General features: G+C 37.9%; 22 protein-coding genes. 17 read left to right on the top strand and 5 right to left on the bottom strand.

Annotation, left to right across the window (positions count from 1 at the left end):
- The first annotated feature begins 165 nt into the window (after positions 1-165).
- The 3 genes from WKH56_RS17340 (at position 166) to WKH56_RS17330 (ending at position 4,318) form a co-directional block, all read left to right on the top strand.
- Positions 166-2,778, top strand: coding sequence for a helicase-related protein (locus WKH56_RS17340; RefSeq protein ID WP_310884435.1), 2,613 nt, complete (start codon positions 166-168; stop codon positions 2,776-2,778).
- A gap of 145 nt (positions 2,779-2,923) precedes the next feature.
- Positions 2,924-3,061, top strand: coding sequence for a hypothetical protein (locus tag WKH56_RS17335; RefSeq protein ID WP_310884538.1), 138 nt, complete (start codon positions 2,924-2,926; stop codon positions 3,059-3,061).
- A gap of 336 nt (positions 3,062-3,397) precedes the next feature.
- Entirely contained in the window at positions 3,398-4,318 is a 921-nt protein-coding gene (locus WKH56_RS17330) for a 1,4-dihydroxy-2-naphthoate polyprenyltransferase (RefSeq protein ID WP_025752322.1), read from the top strand.
- A 41-nt stretch (positions 4,319-4,359) separates the two neighbouring features.
- Here the strand turns inward: WKH56_RS17330 and WKH56_RS17325 are convergent, their stop codons facing one another.
- Entirely contained in the window at positions 4,360-5,535 is a 1,176-nt protein-coding gene (locus WKH56_RS17325; protein ID WP_310884436.1) for an alanyl-tRNA editing protein, read from the bottom strand.
- Positions 5,536-5,645: 110 nt separating this feature from the next.
- Here WKH56_RS17325 and WKH56_RS17320 point away from each other — a divergent pair, with 110 nt between their 5' ends.
- The 4 genes from WKH56_RS17320 to WKH56_RS17305 all read left to right on the top strand — a co-directional run bounded on the left by WKH56_RS17320 (position 5,646) and on the right by WKH56_RS17305 (position 9,948).
- Entirely contained in the window at positions 5,646-7,793 is a 2,148-nt protein-coding gene (locus tag WKH56_RS17320) for a YhgE/Pip domain-containing protein (protein WP_310884437.1), read from the top strand.
- Positions 7,794-7,857: 64 nt separating this feature from the next.
- Positions 7,858-8,235: a PH domain-containing protein gene (locus WKH56_RS17315; protein ID WP_310884438.1), complete on the top strand. Its 378-nt coding sequence runs from the start codon at positions 7,858-7,860 to the stop codon at positions 8,233-8,235.
- A 219-nt stretch (positions 8,236-8,454) separates the two neighbouring features.
- Positions 8,455-9,654: an MFS transporter gene (locus WKH56_RS17310; RefSeq protein ID WP_047751009.1), complete on the top strand. Its 1,200-nt coding sequence runs from the start codon at positions 8,455-8,457 to the stop codon at positions 9,652-9,654.
- A 120-nt stretch (positions 9,655-9,774) separates the two neighbouring features.
- Complete coding sequence (locus WKH56_RS17305) at positions 9,775-9,948, top strand: hypothetical protein (RefSeq protein ID WP_342836142.1); 174 nt, start codon at positions 9,775-9,777, stop codon at positions 9,946-9,948.
- A 35-nt stretch (positions 9,949-9,983) separates the two neighbouring features.
- Here the strand turns inward: WKH56_RS17305 and WKH56_RS17300 are convergent, their stop codons facing one another.
- Positions 9,984-10,856, bottom strand: a complete 873-nt coding sequence (locus WKH56_RS17300; RefSeq protein WP_013083080.1) for a selenium metabolism-associated LysR family transcriptional regulator — start codon at positions 10,854-10,856, stop codon at positions 9,984-9,986.
- A 344-nt stretch (positions 10,857-11,200) separates the two neighbouring features.
- Here WKH56_RS17300 and WKH56_RS17295 point away from each other — a divergent pair, with 344 nt between their 5' ends.
- From WKH56_RS17295 to WKH56_RS17280, 4 genes are read left to right on the top strand one after another with little or no spacing between them, the layout of a single operon-like run.
- Positions 11,201-11,590 (top strand): GntR family transcriptional regulator, encoded by a 390-nt coding sequence (locus WKH56_RS17295; protein WP_013083081.1) that lies wholly within the window; start codon positions 11,201-11,203, stop codon positions 11,588-11,590.
- Positions 11,583-12,482, top strand: a complete 900-nt coding sequence (locus WKH56_RS17290) for an ABC transporter ATP-binding protein (RefSeq protein WP_028413411.1) — start codon at positions 11,583-11,585, stop codon at positions 12,480-12,482. The genes WKH56_RS17295 and WKH56_RS17290 overlap by 8 nt, the downstream gene beginning before the upstream one ends.
- The gene (locus WKH56_RS17285; RefSeq protein WP_275211137.1) at positions 12,457-14,466 is read left to right on the top strand and encodes a DUF6449 domain-containing protein; all 2,010 of its coding nucleotides are present in this window, start codon (positions 12,457-12,459) and stop codon (positions 14,464-14,466) included. The genes WKH56_RS17290 and WKH56_RS17285 overlap by 26 nt, the downstream gene beginning before the upstream one ends.
- A 16-nt stretch (positions 14,467-14,482) precedes the next feature.
- The gene (locus WKH56_RS17280) at positions 14,483-14,962 is read left to right on the top strand and encodes an RNA polymerase sigma factor (protein WP_028413409.1); all 480 of its coding nucleotides are present in this window, start codon (positions 14,483-14,485) and stop codon (positions 14,960-14,962) included.
- 48 nt (positions 14,963-15,010) lie between these two features.
- Here WKH56_RS17280 and WKH56_RS17275 read toward each other — a convergent pair whose 3' ends face one another.
- Positions 15,011-15,589, bottom strand: a complete 579-nt coding sequence (locus tag WKH56_RS17275; protein WP_048020980.1) for a DedA family protein — start codon at positions 15,587-15,589, stop codon at positions 15,011-15,013.
- Positions 15,590-15,753: 164 nt separating this feature from the next.
- On the opposite strand from WKH56_RS17275, the gene WKH56_RS17270 reads away from it, so the two are divergent.
- Together WKH56_RS17270 and WKH56_RS17265 are read left to right on the top strand one after the other, a co-directional pair.
- Entirely contained in the window at positions 15,754-16,962 is a 1,209-nt protein-coding gene (locus WKH56_RS17270; protein WP_310884439.1) for a DNA polymerase IV, read from the top strand.
- 156 nt (positions 16,963-17,118) lie between these two features.
- Complete coding sequence (locus WKH56_RS17265) at positions 17,119-17,538, top strand: organic hydroperoxide resistance protein (protein ID WP_016764045.1); 420 nt, start codon at positions 17,119-17,121, stop codon at positions 17,536-17,538.
- Between the two features lie 63 nt (positions 17,539-17,601).
- Here the strand turns inward: WKH56_RS17265 and WKH56_RS17260 are convergent, their stop codons facing one another.
- Positions 17,602-18,051, bottom strand: a complete 450-nt coding sequence (locus tag WKH56_RS17260; protein ID WP_014460175.1) for a MarR family winged helix-turn-helix transcriptional regulator — start codon at positions 18,049-18,051, stop codon at positions 17,602-17,604.
- Between the two features lie 144 nt (positions 18,052-18,195).
- Between WKH56_RS17260 and WKH56_RS17255 the strand changes: the two genes are divergently transcribed.
- From WKH56_RS17255 to WKH56_RS17240, 4 genes are all read left to right on the top strand, one after another.
- A complete protein-coding gene (locus WKH56_RS17255; protein WP_014460174.1) occupies positions 18,196-18,405 on the top strand; it encodes a cold-inducible protein YdjO-related protein in 210 nt (69 codons plus the stop codon).
- Positions 18,406-18,695: 290 nt separating this feature from the next.
- Positions 18,696-19,517, top strand: coding sequence for an MBL fold metallo-hydrolase (locus tag WKH56_RS17250; RefSeq protein WP_028413406.1), 822 nt, complete (start codon positions 18,696-18,698; stop codon positions 19,515-19,517).
- A gap of 165 nt (positions 19,518-19,682) precedes the next feature.
- On the top strand, positions 19,683-19,889 hold the full coding sequence (locus tag WKH56_RS17245) for a zinc ribbon domain-containing protein (protein ID WP_047751005.1): 207 nt from the start codon (positions 19,683-19,685) through the stop codon (positions 19,887-19,889).
- Positions 19,890-19,891: 2 nt separating this feature from the next.
- Positions 19,892-20,368 carry a GNAT family N-acetyltransferase gene (locus WKH56_RS17240; RefSeq protein WP_098112586.1) on the top strand — a complete coding sequence of 159 codons (477 nt, stop codon included), beginning with the start codon at positions 19,892-19,894 and terminating at the stop codon, positions 20,366-20,368.
- A gap of 20 nt (positions 20,369-20,388) precedes the next feature.
- On the opposite strand, the gene WKH56_RS17235 is transcribed toward WKH56_RS17240, so the two are convergent.
- Positions 20,389-21,426: a LysM peptidoglycan-binding and 3D domain-containing protein gene (locus WKH56_RS17235; protein ID WP_255900826.1), complete on the bottom strand. Its 1,038-nt coding sequence runs from the start codon at positions 21,424-21,426 to the stop codon at positions 20,389-20,391.
- Positions 21,427-21,441 lie beyond the last annotated feature (15 nt).

Raw genomic sequence — 21,441 nt, 5'->3', positions numbered from 1 at the left:
CCTGTTTAAAGGAGCTTTTTGTCTTGAAAATAGGTGAGAAATAAGCAAAAGCATGGGGAGGAGAAGTTCTTAATCTAGCTTCAAATAAAGTGGTAACAATGTATTTGATTCTATAAGGGGTCTTTTCTATAATAAATGTAGGAAAACTTTCCAAAGGAGAATTTTATGCTCGAATTAGAGGCTATTCAAGGCAGGGCCATTGAAAAAACTAAGCATACATTACTACAGGATATAAAAAGCGTATTAGGTGAACAAGACGAATGTCCGGATTTAGAGACGTATTTAACAGACAGGCACTCTTTTATTAAAAAAGCCTGGGGGACTGCGTGGAGAAAAATAGTTGTTTCTTCTGTATCTAAGAAAAACAGAAGATCGTATTTAACAGAAAGAGGCTTTGAGATAAAAGGATATAAACCTCAAGCTATCGATAAGTTATTTGCTAAAGAAACGAGAAAAGGTATAGAATTTGATGCTTTTTCTTGGTTAGAAAAGCAGTACGGAAAGGGTAATAAAGCAGAGTGGCTATCTCTATACGGAGAAGCAAGAGTTGAATTTGCCAAAAAAGAAGAAGAAAGAAAAGAGAAAGAAAGACAGCAAAGTATTAATGATCGAAAAGCTAGGTATCAATTACAGTTAAATTTAGAAGCAGCTCCTATTTTGGAAGTAAACAAAGAGCTGTATTACCTACATATAAGAGAACAGCTTTCACATCAGCTATCAAAAGACATTGAAACAAACTCAAAGTATATTGAAAACTATGCGCCGCATACTGAGCTTGAAGATGAATTAATAGAAAACGGTGATTTAACACGTCATGATTATGAAACGGTTCATGACTTTTTTCAAGAGCTCACCGGGAACGTAAGCTCAGAATTAGACAGGTATTCAACGATCATCTTGTTTGAAACGTATGAAGATGTATACGAGGTATTTATCACGGATAAAATTTATGAAATCATTCCAACTATGATTATGGATGACGTTCCTGCTTCATTTAAAGAAGAATATAAATCTTATACAAATGCTTCGGTAACACGAATGGATATTATAAAAGCACTCAGAAGTAATTTATCAGATTTGGTCTATGAATATAAAAAAATGCTCGTAGAAGAAAAGCTTTCTGATGTACTAGAAGTTTCAGATCACAACTTGACGATCGAAGAGCATAAAGAGCGATATGCACAGCAGCTGGAAGAAAGACGATTACAACAAGAACGTGAACGTGAAGAAAAGAAAAAGCTGATTGAAGAAGAACATCGACAGTTAAATTATATTTTTGGTGCAGAATACGAAATGGATCCAAGAAAAGAAACGGAATACATTCTTCATCTCGGTGATACAAACACAGGAAAAACGTATACGGCATTAAAGTCATTAAAAAAAGCTGCTTCGGGTAGTTACTTAGCGCCGCTTCGCCTGTTAGCTTTAGAAGTCTTTGAAAAGCTGAACAAAGACGGAGTTGCTTGTTCGTTAAAAACAGGTGAAGAAGAAAAGATTGTTGAAGACGCTCAGCATATGGCCGGTACCGTAGAAATGTTTAGCGAATTAGAACATGGCGATGTAACGGTAATTGATGAAGCACAGATGATTCAAGACCGAGATCGGGGGTTTTCATGGTATAAAGCCATCACCCGAGCTAATGCCAAACAAGTTCATGTGATCGGGAGTTTAAGCATTCGAAGTATGTTAGAAGAGATGTTAGACGGTGTAATCTCAGAAATTTATGAGTACGAAAGAGATATACCTTTAAAAGTAGATCTTCGAAATTTCAAAATTGAACAAGTGAAACCCGCAGATGCTTTAATTGTTTTCTCGCGTAAAAAGGTGCTCCAGACAGCAGCTAAGCTAGAAAAAGATGGTCACAAAGTGAGCGTGATTTATGGAAGTATGCCGCCTGAAACAAGAAGAAAACAAATTGAGCAGTTCATTAATAGAGAAACAACTGTCATTGTGTCTACAGATGCAATTGGAATGGGGTTAAACCTTCCAATTAGACGAATTGTGCTTTTAGAAAACATGAAATTTGATGGGCAAAAACGGAGGTTGTTGACTTCTCAAGAGTTAAAGCAAATTGCAGGTCGTGCTGGAAGAAAGGGTCTCTATAATGTGGGAGAAGTTGCATTCGCTAAAGATGCCAAGCAAATGAGAGAACTGTTATTTTCAGCAGACGAGCAAATCAGCAAATTTTCAATTGCGCCTACTTCAGATATGCTCAGAAGATTTAAAGAATATCATCATGACCTCGGAACGTTTTTTGACATGTGGGCTAAATTTAAAAATCCAAAAGGTACACAAAAATCAAACCTGGCACAAGAACGTGAGCTTTATGAGGAAGTGAAAGACACGCTGATTGAGGCGAAAATGCCCATTGTTGATTTATATGGTTACTTGCAGCTGCCGTTTTCAGCAAAAGAAAGCTCTTTGAAAAAGCAGTGGGTGGCTAGCATGAATGCAATTGTTAACAGAGAAGAATTACCTGAACCAAGGATAATAGAAGGTTCACTGGAAAAATTAGAGCTATCTTATAAGGCGATTGGCCTGCATCTTTTATTTTTATATCGAATGGATAGAAGACCGGAAGCTATTTACTGGGAGCGTGTCCGAGAAGAGCTTACAGATAAAATCCATAACGTATTAAGAAAAGATATGAAAAAATTTAAAAGAACGTGCAGTGCGTGTTCTAAAGACCTTCCTTGGAATCATGATCATGCGATATGCGATTCGTGTTTTCATAAAAGGTTCCGCAGAAGACATGGGGACGACGATTTTAATTACTAAGATGTAGTGATAAAAAAAGAGGCTTGTATGAACGTATGTTAGTTAAAGGAAGATCCGAACGAGTTCGATTCTCGATTGAGAATCCAATTCGTTTGGCTTTTTTTATTGTGAAGGTAGCTTTCATGTGTTTCGTTCCTTCTAGCAGTTGATTGGAGGGCAAGGCAAAGACTCCTGCGGGAAAAGCGGAACAGGTGAGACCCCGCAGGAGCGTAAGCGACGAGGAGACTCAGCGGCCGCCCGAGGAAAGCGAAGCCTTGCACGGAAATCAACAGCAGTATACTAAGCAGTCCAGTTCATGTAGACTATTTGTTCATCTTTAGATGGTATTGATGTAGTTATGTCTCAATCTCATTTTTCATAAAGGCTTTTAATCTTTTTTCTGCGAATTTCTGCGTCAAAGCAGATTTTTGCAGAAAAAAGGCGGAAATGTATAAGCGGTCATCTTGTAAAAAGAGCAATAAATTATTATGATATAAGATGGAACTTATATTTTAAAGGATTCCGTGATTTTTTTGTTGGGCGGACGTGTATTGTCTTAGAGTAAGTTTGCTATCATTCATTATGTTAAAAGCAGCACTTTTAAATAGAGATACGGTTCGTAATAGAAGGGAAGAGGATGATGACAAGTCATAACAAAGAAAACAAAGCTGCAGTCGAGCAGTACAGTAAAGGGAAAATTTTGTGGCAATTAACCCGTCCTCATACGTTAACGGCATCGTTTGTACCCGTTTTGATTGGAACAGTTCTAGCTATGTTTTATGGCCATGTGAACGTTTGGATGTTCCTAGCGATGCTTTTTTCATGTTTGTGGATTCAAATTGCGACGAACTTATTTAACGAGTACTATGATTTTAAACGCGGGTTAGACACAGAAGACTCCGTAGGAATTGGAGGAGCCATCGTCAGACACGGAATGAAGCCGAAAACGGTATTAAATTTAGCACTGATTTCTTATGGAATTGCTCTTATTTTAGGCGTATATATATGTGCAAACAGCAGCTGGTGGCTTGCTTTAGTTGGATTAGTAGGTATGGCGATTGGTTATTTGTATACAGGCGGACCACTTCCAATTGCATACACGCCGTTTGGAGAATTGTTTTCAGGTCTGTGCATGGGCGCGATGTTCGTGTTGATTTCATTTTTTATTCAAACGAATACCGTAACGTCTGAAAGCATCTTTGTATCACTTCCGATTGCGATTTTAGTAGGCGCGATTAATTTGTCTAACAACATTCGTGATATAGAAGAAGATACAAAAGGAGGACGACGTACGCTAGCTATTTTATTAGGTTCTAAAAATGCGATTAGATTTTTAGCTGCTTTGTTCGGCATTGCGTATATTTGGACCGTTGCATTAGTGGTATTTTTCGATATTAGCCCTTGGATTTTCTTAGTGTTTCTTAGTGCACCTAAGCCAATTCAAGCCGTACAAGCATTTGTACGCGGAGAGCTTATTGCAATGAAAGCAACTGCTCAAACAAATACGTTTTTTGGATTTACTTTATCAATTGGGTTATTAATTGGCTATTTAGTAAGCTGATTGTGTTGAAAAAGCCTGTCTTTTTAAAGACAGGCTTTTTGTTATGCTCCAGTTATTTTTTCTTTTACTGCGCTAAGAAATGCGTTCATATTTTCAGAAGATGAAAAGCTGGCTTGAACTTGTTTTGGTCCGCCGCCGCCTTTTCCATCGTAAAGCGGAAGCAGCTCTTTATAAAGTTCTCCGCATTTTACCTCACTGCCGCTGTGAGCCAGTAAGACTTTTTGATCACTTGAAAAAGCAAAAAGAAGCGTTGTATCAGGCGTTTGAAGAAGCTGCTTTGTCAAAGCTTGCACATCTTTTAATGTGCGGTTTTCAAAGTGATGGTACAGAAATGATCCTTCTTTTTTGGCTTCTAATTCATTTGCTAAATAAGCTGCATTTTCATTTTTAAATTCTTCTAGTTGTTTTTGCAGCTCTTTTTGTTCAGTCTCCAATTTTTTAATGCGTTCTATAACTAATTCACGGCTTGTACTGAATTTATTGCTAAGTTTTGCTACGATTTCTTGAGACTGCTGATAATCAGCTAATGCACGCATACCGCATTTAAAAAAGAGGCGTGTATTGCCGCGCTGCTTTTCTGTTTTCGTAAGTTTAATAAGGCCAAGCTCTCCAATTTGGTTCACATGAGTACCGCAGCAGGCAGAAACATCAATGCCTTCAATTTCTACGATGCGTACCACTTCGTCTTCTAGCTCGGGCACTTTGCGAAGCGCAAGAGTATGTAAGTCTTCCTTTTTCACTTCGTACGTTTTAATGGGGCGGTTGCTGTAAATAGCATTGTTTACAACTTTTTCAATGTGTAATAGCTGCTCATGAGATAACTGAGGTACATTTAAATCGATAGAGACTGCTTCGCTTCCTAAGTGAAAGCTAACGGTGTGAATATCATATGTATCGATTAATAGAGACGAAAGTAAGTGCTGTCCGCTATGCTGCTGCATATGATCAAAGCGGCGGTGCCAATCAATTTCACACGTGACGTTCGTTTGTGCAGGCAGTGTATCAACGAGATGATAGACTTCTCCATTTTCTTCGTAAACATCTTTTACGTCGATTCCGGCAATAGTACCGTAGTCAGAAGGCTGTCCGCCGCCTTCTGGATAAAAAGCGGTTTGTTTTAACGTTAATGCGTAGCCAGTTGAAAGAGCGCGCGTCTCTGTCACTTCTGTTTCCCACGTTTTTATGTAGGGATTGCTATAATAAAGTCTTTCTGTCATGTTCATCATCCTTTCTACTAAAACCATATCTAACTTTTTCTATAGTATCAGAAATATGTTTCTTCGAACATGGATAAGCTAACTTGTAATAATAAAACTGGGTGGGACATATGAAAAATACTGTTTATATTTATACGCGTGACTTAAAAAGGATTTTTACCAATTGGGCGATGATTATCATTGTGCTGACGCTTATGATTCTGCCGTCTTTTTACGCATGGTTTAATATAAAAGCATCTTGGGATCCATACGGGCGGACTGAAGGTATTGCCATTGCAGTAACGAGCGAAGACGAAGGTTCTACGATAAGAGGGCAGCACGTAAACGTGGGAAAAGATATTATTGCAACGTTAAAGAAAAATAAAACGCTTGGATGGACGTTTGTCTCCAAAGAAAAAGCTGATCACGGAGTAAAGCACGGAGACTATTATGCAAGTATTGTTATTCCAAAAGATTTTTCACAAAAGCTTGGTACCGTTCTTCAAGATCGTTTGGAAAAGCCGGTCATTCTTTACAAAGTAAACGAAAAAATAAATGCCGTAGCGCCTAAAATTACAAGCAAAGGGGCCAGCAGCTTAACACAACAGATTAGTGAAAAATTCGTCAAAACAGCGAATGGAGCCATTTTTTCTGTTTTTAACGAACTCGGTATTACCCTGCAGCGGGATTTACCGACCATTCAACAAGTTGAACAACGGATTTTTGAGCTTGAAAATCGTCTTCCTGAAATTAAAAAAGTAATTAATGAAGCGAATGACACCACTCAAAAAGCTGGAGCTATTGTATCGAAAGCTCAGGTCGCTCTTCCTGAAGTAGAGAGATTAACAGCTGATGGCGCACAGATGACTCAGCAGCTAAACACTTTTTTAACTAAAAGCGATGAAGTGTTAAAAAACGCTGAGCCAACGATCAGTGAAACGCTGCACCGTGTTCAACAACGAGCTCTCGGAGTTCAAGATTTGAAGAATCAGCTTATGGAAAAAGATATTGCGCCGGCTGAAGTCAGCACAGCAGCAGAACAGCTGAAATTGCAGTTAACAAAACAAGTTGCTGACACAGGAGAGATCCTTACCCTTCTTACGGATTTAAATGCGGTGTCTCAAGGGAACGTTCTTTCACCGGTTATTAATCAAATAAAAAGTGTACATACGCTTTTACAGCAGCAGCTGTCGGATGTAAACGACTTGCAGCAGCAAACAAAAAATGGAGATGCACCAGATCCAAGTGTGCTTGAGAAATTCAGTTCTCGCACCGACCAAGCTGTTTCTAAATTAAATACGTTAACGAATTCGTATTCTTCTACGATTGTGCCGACTATTGAACAAGCTATCAAAGAAGCGAAAGATAAAACAGCAAGCGCAAACGCACTGCTTGATGAAGCCAATAAAAGCATGCCGGATGTTTCGAACGTGCTGTCTAAAACAGCGAGTGGCATTTTGCTCGGACAGCAGGAGCTTGCGAAAATAACAAAAGACTTTCCGCGAATTGAACAAAACGTGCACAATATAGCGGATAAAATACGCGAATTTCAGCGAAAAGAAAACATTGAAGATATTATTAATTTGTTAAAAAACGATGTGCAAAAAGAAAGTGATTTTTTTGCTAAGCCGGTTCTTTTAAAAGAAGAAAGACTTTATCCTATTCCGAACTACGGGTCGGCTATGTCACCGTTTTATACAACGCTTTGCTTGTGGGTCGGGGCTTTGCTGTTAGTTTCAATTTTAAGCGTAGAAGTAGCTGATGAAGAGCGGTTCAAAAGCTATGAAGTCTATCTTGGAAGACTTTTAACGTTTTTGTCTATTGCTCTTGTGCAAGCTTTTATTGTGACGCTAGGCGATTTATTTTTAATCAAAACGTACGTCGTAGACAAAGTGCCTTTTATCTTTTTAGGCTTGCTGTGCAGCTTCGTGTTTATGACTATTGTCTATACGCTTGTTGCGATATTTGGCAATGCAGGAAAAGCGATGGCGATTGTTTTGCTTGTGCTTCAGCTTTCTGCTGCAGGCGGTACATTTCCGATTCAAGTCGTGCCTGCTTTTTTCCAAGCACTCAATCCGTTTTTACCATTTACGTATGCAATAAGCATGATGAGAGAAGTTGTAGGAGGCATGTTAGCGGATATTGTAAGAAAAGATGTTACCGTTCTTCTTTGCATTTGGCTTGGCGTGCTGCTCGTTGGCATTTTTCTTCACAAGCCTCTTAGTAAAACGAGTGCAAAATTAACAAAAAAAGCGCGTGAAAGTAAATTAATTCATTAAAAAAACGTTTTGGGTTTCCAGACAGAACAAAATGCGGTAGTGTAGATAGAAAGGAGTGATAAGCATGGGTATATTAGATGGACTATTAGGAAGTGCATCAGAAGCAGATATAAGAGGAACTGAAAAAGATTTACAAAACATTTTAATTGCCAACGAGCGAGTGGAACAAGCGTATAAAGTCATTCGCGATTTAATGGTGTTTACGACGAAACGTTTAATTATCGTTGATAAACAAGGAGTGACGGGAAAGAAAACAGATTATCATTCCATTCCTTATAAGACGATTACCCATTTTAGCGTAGAAACGGCTGGAACGTTCGATTTAGATGCCGAATTAAATATTTGGGTATCTGGTTCTAGCGCGCCAATTTCAAAAGAATTTCGTAAAGATAAAAGCATTTACGACGTGCAAAAAGTATTAGCATCTTATGTATTGAATTAAAAAGTTGAGCCATGAAAAATTGGCTCGACTTTTTTTGTGTGTAAAACAAGAAAGCATAGCAGTCTTGCATACAGTCGTTTGAAAATACTCAGGCTGTTGTCCATTCCTATTGTCATTTTACTCATTACCGAAATGCATGAAAACGATTTACATAATGAATTATACAGAATAAAAAAACCGTGATATGCTTTTTTTAGAGAAAAAAGGAAGTGACCAACTGTGAGTTATACCGTAATTGGAACATCGGCTTTTCGCAAAACAAATGTTGCGCTTTTTGCAGCAGGCTTCAACACATTTTCAATTTTATATTGTACACAGGCCATTTTACCTGAATTTTCTAGAGAATTTGGGATATCTCCGGCGTTTGCGAGTTTATCTCTTTCGTTAACGACCATCACGCTTGCGGTTAGTATGCTTTTTTTAGGTTCTTTATCGGAAGTGTGGGGACGAAAGAAACTGATGGGCCTATCGTTAATTTTTGCGTCATTGCTATGTATCATGACAGCATTTAGCTCTACCTTTGAAACGCTGTTAGTTTTTCGCGTTATTCAAGGAATCGTGTTAGCAGGGTTGCCTTCTGTGGCCATGGCTTACTTAGGAGAAGAAATTGAACCCGGAAGTTTAGGGAAAGCGATGGGGATTTATATAAGCGGAAACGCCTTTGGAGGCGTAGCGGGAAGACTTATGACAGGAGTGCTCACGGAGTATTTTAACTGGTCTGTAGCTCTTGATGTTGTAAGCGCAATCAGCTTATTGGCCACATTTGTTTTTTTTATGAACTTGCCTGATTCACAGAACTTTACTTCTCGGTCATTTGAACTTCGTCAGCTTACCGGCTCTCTTCGCAGTCATCTTCAAGATAAAGGGATGCTTTGTCTTTTTGCTATTGGTTTTGCACTGCTTGGAAGTAATGTAGCTTTATACAATTATATTGGATACGCTTTATCTGCTCCTCCGTATTCTTGGAATCATACACTTGTAAGTTTTATTTTTGTTATTTTCTTTGTTGGAGTATTCAGCTCAGTCTGGATGGGGACGCTGGCGGATCGATACGGCCGGAAAAAGGTGCTGTTATGTACGATTGCTGTTACGCTTATAGGTTCAATCGTTACGCTGCATCCCGTTTTATGGATAAAAATTACCGGGCTTTTGCTGCTGACGTTTGGCTTTTTCGGAAGTCACTCCATCGCAAGCAGCTGGGTAGGAAGAAGAGCAACGCATGACAAAGCGCAGGCTTCGTCTTTGTATTTGTTTTTTTATTATGCAGGATCGAGCATTGGAGGGACTGCGGCTGGCTTATGCTGGAGCGCGTACGGCTGGAAAGGTGTGATTGCTCTAATTGGTGTGTTTCTTACAACAGCCTTTTTCTTAGCTGTTCGTTTATCAAAAATGCCGGCTCAGCAGACGCACGTTCACTAAGAAAATGTAAAGACATATAGCTATTGATTTAAAAAAAGAGGCCGGTACAAAAGGATTTTAGCCCAAGTGAAAAACGAACCATTGATCAACATGTTTGATTAGTGGTTCGTTTTTTTTGTTATGGTGAACATAGTTTCATCTGTTTCGTTCCTTTTAGCAGCTGATTGGAGGGCAAGACGGAGACTCCTGCGGAAAAGCGGAACAGGTGAGACCCCGCAGGAGCGGAAGCGAAGTCTTGCACGGAAATCAACTGCGGTGTCGCAAGTAATTTATACTAGCTACTTTAGTCTTTAGATTGAAGTAATTTAGTTATGTCTTAATTTCATTACCTAGTTTAAAAGCTGGATAAAAAGCTCCGCTACTTTTTTATGAGCGCTGTTAGCAGGATAGATATAAGAAAAACGGCGCTTAAAAGGAGCGGTGTTAACATTGAGAATCGACAGGTGCTTTTGTTCTACATCCTCTTTAATAGCACAAAGCGAGAGTACAGACATTCCTAAATCGTGAACAATCGCTTCTTTAATTCCTTGATTGCTGCTGATCGTTAGCATGCTTTTCATTTTTAAACCGTTGGACATTAGAACGTGATCTAAATATTCTCTTGTTCCAGAGCCTTTTTCACGCGCTACCCACCGCTGATTTTGTAAATCATCAATTTCTACTTTTTTAAGCTGAGCCAAAGGGTGATCGACTGAAGCAACGATGGCAAGCTCATCGTCCATAAAGGATTGAATATGTAAGTCGGACTCTTCCGTGTGACCTTCAATAAGCCCTACATCCACTTTGAAATGACGAACAAGCTGAGCAATTTCCTTTGTATTGCCGATCGTCACTTCTACATCAATATCAGGATATTGTTCACGAAGCTTTGCTAAAAAAGAAGGAAGAATATATTCGCCAATTGTAAAGCTGGCGCCAATCGTTAGCATTCCTTTGACACGGTGATGGTGTTCATAAATATCTCGTTTCGTATGCTCATATATTTGAATCATTTGTTTAGCACGATCGTATAAAATTTCGCCGCTGGGTGTGATTTTTAACATTTTAGGTGAACGCAGGAACAGGGAAGTTTGAAATTCTTTTTCGAGATTTTTGATGTGTACGCTTACGCTTGGCTGTGAAATCATTAATTTTTCTGCAGCTTTTGTAAAGCTTTGCTCTTCTACAACAGAAACAAACGTCTTTAACGCATCATAGTACATAGAGTATGGCTCCTTTTATATTAAAAAAATTAATTATAAACATTATAAAACATTATTATGGTAATAACTAGAGGCACTTGGTTAAGAAAAGTAAAACAAGGTGTTGACTTAAAGGAGTATGTTAGCTTGCAACGAAGGCAGCCTGCGCAATTTGTTTACAGTTATTTTTGTTTCATCTATAAAGCTATTAAACACTTTTTTGTCATCTATTTGTAACAAAAGTAAAAAAAGTACTTGTTTTTTCCAGAAAACATACTATAATATTAACTGTAATGCGATAAGTAATACAGTTAATACACCTAGTACACACATCATGATTTTGGGTAGATGAAGGGAGGCAGACTATGTTCGATTTAGATATTCGTAGTCGTAAGCCGATATACGAGCAATTAGTAGATAAATTGAAAGAGCTTATTATTCATGAAGTCTTTAAGGCCGATCAAAAGCTTCCATCTGTTCGGCTGTTAGCAAAAGAATTAACGATTAATCCAAATACAATTCAAAAAGCGTATCGTGAACTAGAACATCAAAACTATATTTATTCAGTTCCAGGCAAAGGAAGTTTTGTAACGCCTCAAGTTGATACACTAAATAACGAGAAGGTGAAAAAGATGAAAGAAGAATTAGTAAAGCTGTTGGCAGAAGCTATGTATTTAGGAATGGACAAAGATGAAATTCTATCACTTATTTCACAGGCTGAAAAAGCAGTAAAAGGAGGAAGCGATAGTGATTGAACTGAAGGCGATAAAAAAAGAGTTTGAAGAAATGGAAGCTCTAAGAGACGTCACGCTTTCTATAAAAAAAGGATCTATTTACGGACTGCTTGGCTCCAACGGGGCAGGGAAAACAACGCTATTAAAAATCATTGCAGGTATTTACAAGCAGGATCACGGAAAGATTGCCATAGACGGCGAGGAAGTATTCGAAAACGTTGGTTTAAAAGAACGTATTATTTTTATGCCAGATTCTCTTTATTTTTTCCCTCAAACAACGATTAAGCAATTAGCGTCTTTTTATAGAAGCGTCTATCCGACTTGGAACGAAGAACGGTTCCAAAAATTAAAAGAAGCTTTCCCAATTCAATTACATAAAAAGGTACATAGAATGTCCAAGGGAATGCAGCGTCAAGTAGGATTTTGGTTAGCGCTGTCTGCTATGCCTGATGTACTTATCTTAGATGAGCCGCTCGACGGTTTAGATGCGGTAATGCGTCAAAAAATCAAAAACCTTCTTGTTCAAGACGTGGCAGAACGGGAAATGACGATTTTAATTTCGTCACATAACCTGCGAGAAGTGGAAGATCTGTGTGATCATGTAGGCATCTTGCATCACGGTCAATTATTAATTGAAAAAGAGCTGGATGATTTAAAGTCTGATGTGCACAAAATTCAAGTTGCATTCGAAGGAGATGTGCCGCTAGCGCTTTATGACACGCTAGACATTTTATATCAAGAAAAACGAGGAAGCGTCTTGCTTTGTATTGTTCGAGGAAAAGAAAATCACTTAGTCAACAAAGTCCGATCGTATAAGCCTTTAATTTTTGACATCTTGCCACTTACGCTGGAAGAAATCTTTATTTATGAAATGGGGGATGTGGGTTATGCAATCGAAAACATCATCGTTTAACCGCGGCATGTGGATTCAATCCATGAGAAACGTGGGATGGATTGGGCTTGTATACTTGCTAGTACTGCTGTTCGCTTTACCTTTACAACTGATTTTCACTTTCACAGGAAAGGTAGAGCCTTATATAGAAAAACCAGATACGCTATTTAACGTATTGGATGGGCTGGAATTTGTGTTTATGTTTGTTGTACCAGTGTTACTTGGTATTTTTCTATTTAGATATATCCAAACGAAGGTTGCGGCTGACTATATTCATAGTTTACCAATTAAGCGTTCTACGCTGTTTCATCAAAATATGCTTCTGGGCGCGTTGGTTTTAGTTGTTCCTATTTTAATTACGGGAGTCGTTACTTTTGCCGTTAAAGGAGTTTTAACCGTTGAGGATGTTTATACAACAAGAGATGTTCTAAGCTGGGTCGGTTACAGTATTTTAATTAACTTATTTGTGCTGACTGGAACTGTTTTAGCGGGAATGTTCACCGGAATGTCTGTCCTCCAAGGAATCTTTTTATATGTTCTATTTCTTCTACCTGGCGGAATCTCTTATTTAGCTATATCTAATGTAAAGTTTTACTGGTACGGTTATGCGTATGACTATTACGTGAACAAAAATGTTGACAGCCTTGTTCCGTTTTCACACGTAGCGCAAATGGTAGCTCATAAAAGCTTTTCTACTAGTGCATTTGTTTATATTGGACTCATTGTCTTATTTTACATCATTGCTTTAATCACCTACCAAAAAAGAAAAGTAGAAGCTGCTACGCAAACCATTTCAGTTAGCTGGTTAAAACCGGTATTCGTATACGGAGTAACCGCTTGTTCACTCATGTTAGGCGGATTTTACTTTATTAGCATGAAAGGTGAATTTTCATGGATGGTCGTGGGCTATATTATTGGTTCATTAATAGGTTATATAGTTGCTCAAATTATCTTAAATAAAACGTGGCGGATCTTTACGAAATGGAAAGGGTATCTAGGCTTTGTTATAGCCGCAGCTATTGTGGGCTTTATCATTCATTTAGATGTATTTGGCTACTCTACTAAAGTACCGGCAGCTTCAGAGATTGAAAGTGTATATTTCGATGAAGATATATATCCATTGACTGATAAACCTGAAAACTATGCAAATGGAATGAATGGCTATTATGAAGCTCCATATTACTATACAAGTAAAGAAACGATTCAGAGTGTTCGTCAGCTGCAAAAACAAATTACAGCATCTAAAGATAAGAAGCTGGATCCTGATAAACAAAGTGAAATAGAAAGCAGAAACGGTAAAATGGCTGTATTTGCTTATAAATTAAAAAATGGAAAACAAATGGTCCGAGAATACTTTATTCCATTTTCAGACTATAAAGCTTTTTATAAAGAAATTGCAGAAACAAAAGAATACAAAGAAAATTTCCATCCGCTTTTACGAACAAAAAACACGGATAAAATTAAAAGCGTGAGTTTTTCTGTTCAAGGAAAGTCAAATTCAATCAACATTACAAATCCAGATAAAGTACAAGAACTTATACACGTAGTCAAACAGTCGATGATGAACGAAACGTTTGATGAAATGTACAGCACAAAAGAAAGCTGGGCTTCAATTGAGTTTATGGATGGAAAAGGACAGTATGTACAAACTGCATCTTGGGATAAGTCTTATAGCGAAGTAGAAGCATGGCTGAAAAAAGAGGGTTTATATGAACGTGCTCGTCTCATGCCAAAGGACGTAGAAAAAACCGAAGTGTTTAAAAATTCTTCTCATCTTAAAAACGATTATCGTCTTCAAGAAGAGTTTACATCTCTAATGAAGGATGAGAAAGCAATTAAAGTAAAAAACAACCAGCAGGTAGAAACACTTCTTCAACATGCGAACTTACGAGACACGGGAGATTATCTTGTTGCTTTTTATTACAAAGACCAAGTAGATACTCCTCAGATTTATATGTTGAATGAAAATGAACTGCCAGCAGAACTAAAAGAAAAACTAAAATAACAAGGGAGAACTTATTATGTGCGGCGAGGAATTACAAGATTATTTAAATCAGGTGCTGGCTTATTTATTAAAAAATGGTGTGAATAGACAAGACGCCGAAGATATTACGCAAGAAGTAGCATTAAAATATTTAGAAAAACAAGAAATGGTCGATCCTGAAAAAATAAAAGCTTGGATGTTTCGCGTCGCATTAAATAAACGCTGTGATTTAGGAAGGCGTAAAATAGTGAAAGACCGCTATACGTCTTCTTACAAAGAAGAACCCGTTATGTATACGCCTATTCAGCAGGTCCTCAGAAATGAAGAAGCGGCTGAATGTCAGGCGATTTTAAATCAATTGAATCCTAAGTATCGCAATTTGCTTCTATTAAAATATGGATTAGGATTTAAATATGAAGAAATTGCCGAGTTATTAAATATGCAGATGACTACGTTAAAATCAGCTCTTTACCGCGCGCGCAAATACTTTGTGAAGGGATATAATGAAGTCATTTAATATAAATAAAACAGCAGCAGTTTGTGAAAAAGAACTTTTTTACACAAACTACTGCTGTTTTTTTCGTATTTTTCTTCTTTGAACGACATAGATAATCAAACTGATCGCACAAAAAGCTAAAGTGATCTCAATCACATCAGTATAAGAAGATGTCGTATTAAAAAAGGAACCGAAAATAAATAAAGCCAGCGTCCAAATGAAACCAAAAGAAAATGAGACTTTAATGTAATGACGATGCTTCATTCCGCTTGCCCCGAGAAAAAAAGGCATCACATGTCGCATTCCTGGTAAAAAGTAGCTTGCGATGATGGCGTGAGATCCATATTCTTGAATCGTTCGCTCAACTTTCATAACATTCTTTTCCCATCGCGGGCGTTTTAATAGCGCAAGCGCCTGAGCTGAAAAAAGACTGGCTATCAAAAACTTGAGGTATAAGCTAAGCATCATGCCGCTGTAGGTAAGTATAAAAGCTGGAATATACTGAACGGATGGAGACGTAGCCTGGCTGCCTGCAAGCATAATATACACTGGGTCAGGAATAGGAGTAAGGTTGGCTCCGACTAAAATGATAAAAAAGAAATATCCGTAGCCTAATTGGTTAATGGCTCCGATAAGCTGATCAATCACGTTTTCTTCCTCCTTTCTTCATTAGAATACGAGAGAGTGACACACAGTGTTCGCTCAAAATAAAAATAAAGTATAGGTACGCACAACTTAGGAAAAAAGAGTTATAATAAATAAGAATGTACGTTCTTCTTTCGGGGATTAATTATACAGAAAGAGGTGATAGTATGAAAATGATGTACCCTAAAAACGGCAAAGTTATTCTTCATATTGATGCTAATGCTTTTTATGCATCTGTTGAAACCGCACATGATCATACGCTCAAAGATAAGCCTCTTGCTATTGCTGGCAATCCAAAAGAACGAAGAGGAATTGTTGTAACCTGTAACTATATTGCTCGTAAACGCGGAGTGTATGCGCCTATGCCTCTTTGGGAAGCGAAAAGAAAATGCCCCGAGCTGGTTGTTATAAAGCCTAATTTTCCATTATATCGCCAAGTGTCCAAAAACATGTTTGATTATTTAGTAACCATTTCACCTCTTTTAGAGCCCGCTTCAATTGATGAAGGCTATTTGGATATTACAAACTGTGCTGAATTAGGCTCTCCTCTTGACATAGCAAAGTCCATTCAGCAGCATTTAATACAGACGCTGCAAATTCCTGTGTCAATTGGAATCGCACCGAATAAATTTTTAGCCAAAACGGCAAGTGATATGCAAAAACCTTTAGGAATTACCGTTCTTCGAAAAAGAGATGTCCAAACAGTTCTTTGGCCAAAAGCCGTAGAGGAAATGCACGGAATCGGTAAGAAGACAGCTGAAAAGCTAAATGCGATTAAGGTGGTGACGATCGGTGATCTAGCAAATGCCGCTCCCGGTCTTCTTAAACAAACTCTCGGAGTAAAAGGAGAAGTTATGAGAGACCGAGCGTGGGGCCAAGATGATCGACAGGTGAACCCTGATCGCCAATCACAGTTTAAATCAATTGGAAACTCTACGACGCTATCTCAAAATGCAGTAGATGAACATGAAGTTCTGCCTATTTTAAATAAACTATCGCACTCAGTGAGTTCTCGTATGAAAGCGAAAAAAGTTGTAAGCAAAACGATTCAGTTAACGATACGATATAGTGATTTTAAAACCATTACTCGAAGCCAAACTATTTCTAAAGCAATTAGCGAGCCAAACGATCTTTTTCATTACAGTGCGGTATTATTTCAAAAGCATTGGAACGGAGAACCGATTCGTTTATTGGGCGTAGCTGCTCTTCAAGTGAGTCACCAGCTTCAAGAAGAAGAACAGTTGGATTTGTTTACATACGGAGAACAAGCAAAAAAAGAGCCTTTATACAAAGCGGTCGAAAGTTTGCGTGAAAAATATGGAGATAACATTATTCAAAGCGGTTTAAAAAAAAAAAGAGGAAAAGAAGAGAGGTAACTCTCTTTTTTTGTATAAAATAATAGGTTTACACTCATTATAGAAGGGGAAGTACATTACTATCACGGTAATCAAAGTGATTACAAAATGAATTTGATTGCGACTTTTTTGATTGTCTGCAATGAAATTACATAAAATAATCTATGAGGTGATCTTATGTCAGACGCACTATTTACATCTAAAGCAACAGCGGTTGGAGGCCGAGATGGTCGAGTTAAATCAGATGATGGTATTATTGATTTAACCCTTGTAAATCCTTCTCCAAATAACAAAAAAGAAGGAACAAATCCCGAGCAGCTGTTTGCAGCAGGATATTCTGCTTGTTTTGACGGCGCTTTAAATTTAATCGCTAAGAAACAAAAAAAAGACATTGATTCGTCTATTACTGCAGAAGTAAGTCTACTAAAAGACCACACTGATGATGGATTCAAAATTGGCGTGGTGTTAAACGCTCATATTAAAGGCGTTTCACAAGAAGTAGCTGAGAAGCTAGTAGAAGATGCACATCAATTCTGCCCGTATTCTAAAGCAACGCGCGGAAATGTTAACGTAACGTTAAATACAACGGTTGAGTAAATAAAAAAACGCTTGGATTTTTCTGAAATCCAGGCGTTTTTTTTATGTGCAATTTTATATGGTCTATTTTTGATTGTACGTATGCAGTGATTGCAGTAACTCCTGCAGCGTTTCTTTCAGCTTTTCTAATTCTCCCTGTGACTTATTTGTCATGCTAAAAACTTCTTCTGGAATATGACAAGCTTTATCACGTAATTTTTTTCCTTTTTCGGTTAAACTAATAAAAACAACGCGTTCATCTTCATGAGAACGCTCACGAATCACTAATTCTTGATCCTGCATTCTTTTTAGCATAGGAGTAAGGGTGCCTGAATCCAAATACAGAAGTTCGCCCATTTTTTTCACGCTGAGTGTTTCATGTTCCCATAAAACAAGAAGGGCTAAATACTGCGGATAGGTTACTCCTAATTTATCGAGCAGCGGCTTGTACACCTTTGTAATTTCTCGAGACGTGGCGTAAATTGAGAAACAAAGCTGATTTTCTAGCTGCAGCTGCTTATAAAGTTGTTCCATTCATGTTGCCTCCAGTCTATTGCTTTTTATTTAATTATACACAATTAAATAGGGGTGTCCAATAACGCTGGATGAAAAAGTGATCAAGCTGTAAATAAAAAATGGGAATTTTACATATACTAAGAAAAAAAGGGAGCTGTGCACATGTATTTTGCAAAAAAAGCCGTAGAAGAAGAAGTAGATCAAATGATGGATACGACTGTATATGCGTGTCAATCTGAATCATGTAATGGGTGGATGAGAGAAGATTTTGTTACGGTTGATTATAACTGTCCGATGTGCGGAACAGGAATGTCGCAGGAAGTACGCGAGCTGCCGAAAATTAAGTACGACCACCAATTTTATAATAAATAAAAAAGAAGCAGCTGCTTCTTTTTTATTTTTCACTAAAATTTCATTAAGCTTAGCTAGACTAAGAACCAACATATGATGAAGGTGAGGAATATCAGAATGAATCAAGGGAACTTTTTGAAAGGTTTATTTTGGGGAACCTTATTTAGTATTCCTATTTGGATTTCATTGTTTGGCTGGTTCCGCATTTTATCACATCTTGCATAGTTTCGTTTTATAAATCGTCATATGCGCCCTTATCTTTCTATTTCCGCTATAATAAGGGTGATAGAAAAAATAAGGAGCTGTTCTCTATGATTCAATACAAAACGGAGCAAATGACGGTTTTTGAAAGCGCGCTATTTCAAACAACATCTGCAGTGATTGAAACAAAAGACTGTGTGATTGTTGTTGATCCAACATGGCTTCCTCACGAAATTAATGAAATTAAACAGCATGTTCAAGAGATCTTAAATCATCGCAAGCTGTATGTATTTTTTACTCACGGAGATTTTGATCATGTCATTGGGTATGGCGCTTTCTTAGAATTAAATGCCACCTTTATCGGCAGCAAATTTTTAAAAAATCATCCGGACAAAGAAGAAAAAGTTCAAATGATTAAGCAGTTTGATCATGACTATTATATAAAAAGATCTCATGATATTATATTCCCGGAGCTGGATATTGTGGTAACCGAAAATGAACAGCACATTACCTTAGGTGAAACATCTATTACCTGTTATTTTGCAAAAGGTCATACAAACGATGGACTATTTATGATTGTCGATAATTCAATATGGATCGCAGGGGATTATTTATCGGACTTTGAATATCCGTACATATATGAAAGTGTAAACGATTACCGCGACACGCTTGCTACTGCGCGACACATTTTAGCTAAGCACCAAAATCTAACGCTAGTTCCCGGACACGGAAAAACGACACATCACCGAGCTGAAATTCAAAGACGAGTGGAGATGGCCAGCTCTTATTTAGATGAACTGCAAGCTGCAGTGAAAGAAGACAGTAAAGAAGCGCTTGATAAGCTAAACGATAAATTGGCATTTCCATCTGATTTCACGGCACAATGTCATCAGAAAAACGTTGAAATTATGAAAAGAGAATTGCTGTTATAGAAATCGAGTGTACAGTCATCCCGTTGATATTAAAAGTAAGAAACCGCATCTTCTGTTGGAGATGCGGTTTCTTACTTTCCTTTATTTATCAATTTAATGAAACTTTTTCCTTTTATATCCGTTTATATAAATAGGAAGTTATTTTATTTGTAAAGGAGTATGACAATGGGGAAAAACGGTTGTGTAAAATGCGGACATACAGAAGCAAAAACAAAAGAAATTGCTACAACGGGAACGGGGCTGTCTAGATACTTAGACGTTCAGCACAATCAATTTACTGTGGTATATTGCACGAGCTGCGGGTATTCAGAGCTATATAATAAAGCATCTTCAAGAGGCAGCAATATTATTGACTTATTTTTCGGAGGATGAAAATGAGTATCGACCTTATTGAAATTGATAAAGACCGGCACGCTTCCTATCTAAACCTGCTATTAATAGGGGATGAAGACGAAAAAGTAGTGAAGTCGTATATAAATGAAGGTTCCTTATTTACCATTGTGTATGAAAAGAAGGAGATAGGAGTTGTGCAGTGCCTCACCGATGAAGAGGAATCGGTAGTAGAAGTAAAGAATATCGGTTTAAAAGAAGCATACAGAGGAAAAGGAATCGGCAGCAAAGTCATTAAAAAGTTAGAAGTACTGTATGAACGTAACCAATATTCTAAAATGATTGTAGGAACAGCGGACTCCAGTCTTGAAAACATAGCATTTTATAAAAAGGCAGGCTTTTATCAAAGCGGTGTCAAAAAGAATTTCTTTTTGCAGTACGCTCCACCAATTTACGAGAATGGCCTGCAAGCTATCGATATGATTATGTTTGAAAAGAAATTAAAAAGCAGAAGCGACTAACACGCTTCTGCTTTTAATGATTAATCTAAAATTTGAAGTTTTACCGTTTTGCGTCCCCAATTTAAAGCTGAGCTTTGAGATGCCATAAATAAATCAACGCGAGTACCTTTAATGGCACCGCCAGTATCTCCAGCAATTGCTTCTCCGTAACCTTCTACGTATACGCGAGAACCTAATGGAATCACGCGAGGATCAACTGCAATTACTTTTCGATTAGGATTTGACCTTAGGTCGATGCCTGTAGCAGTGATTCCGCTGCAGCCCGCACAGTAAGCAGTATAAGCTGTTGCTTCAACCGTAATCTCTTTCGAAACCGACTTACTTTCTTGCGCTGGAGCAGGTGCCGGCGTTGAAGTCGATGGTGCTGAAGTTGACGGTGTTGAAGGAGTAGCAGGTGATGGCGTTGATGGTTTCGCCTGAGCTGCAGCTTGTCCGCCTACTTGTAGCACTTGATTAATGTAAATCATATTAGACGATAAGTTATTCCACTGTTTTAATTGAGAAATTGAAATGCCGTGTCGCTGTGCTACGCTCCACATTGTATCTCCAGGCTGAACTTTATAACTTTTACTGTTGCTAGGAGCCGGGGATGCCTGCGTTTCGTTTGTTTTTTCTTGTACAGGTGCTGAAGGTGATGATGAAACTGTTCCTGTTCCGTTTATTTTTAATACTTGATTCACATAAATTAAATGATTAGATAAGTTATTCCACTCTTTTAGCTGCTGTACAGAAGTACCGTTGTTTTTAGCGATACGATAAAGCGTGTCACCTGATTTTACTGTATATGTATGATTTGAAGATGTTGTAGTTGGAGTTGAACTAGATGAAGAGTCAGTAGATGTAGATCCAATTTGTAATGTTTGGTTTGCATAAATTAGTGTGGAAGAAAGACCATTCCACTTTTTTAAGTCCTCAACTGTTACATTATGCTGCTGTGAGATGCTGAATAACGTTTCTCCAGCTTTTACTTTATGCGTGTCTGTGTCAGCCGATGCTGCGTCTGCAATTCCAATTGATACTAAAGCTGTGGCCCCTAATGTAAAAATGTGTTTTTTCATCTAATAATTCTCCTT

Source organism: Priestia sp. SB1 (genome assembly GCF_038898415.1).
The sequence above is the reverse complement of the archived record's forward strand: the minus strand, read 5'-3'. Positions and strand labels throughout refer to the sequence as shown.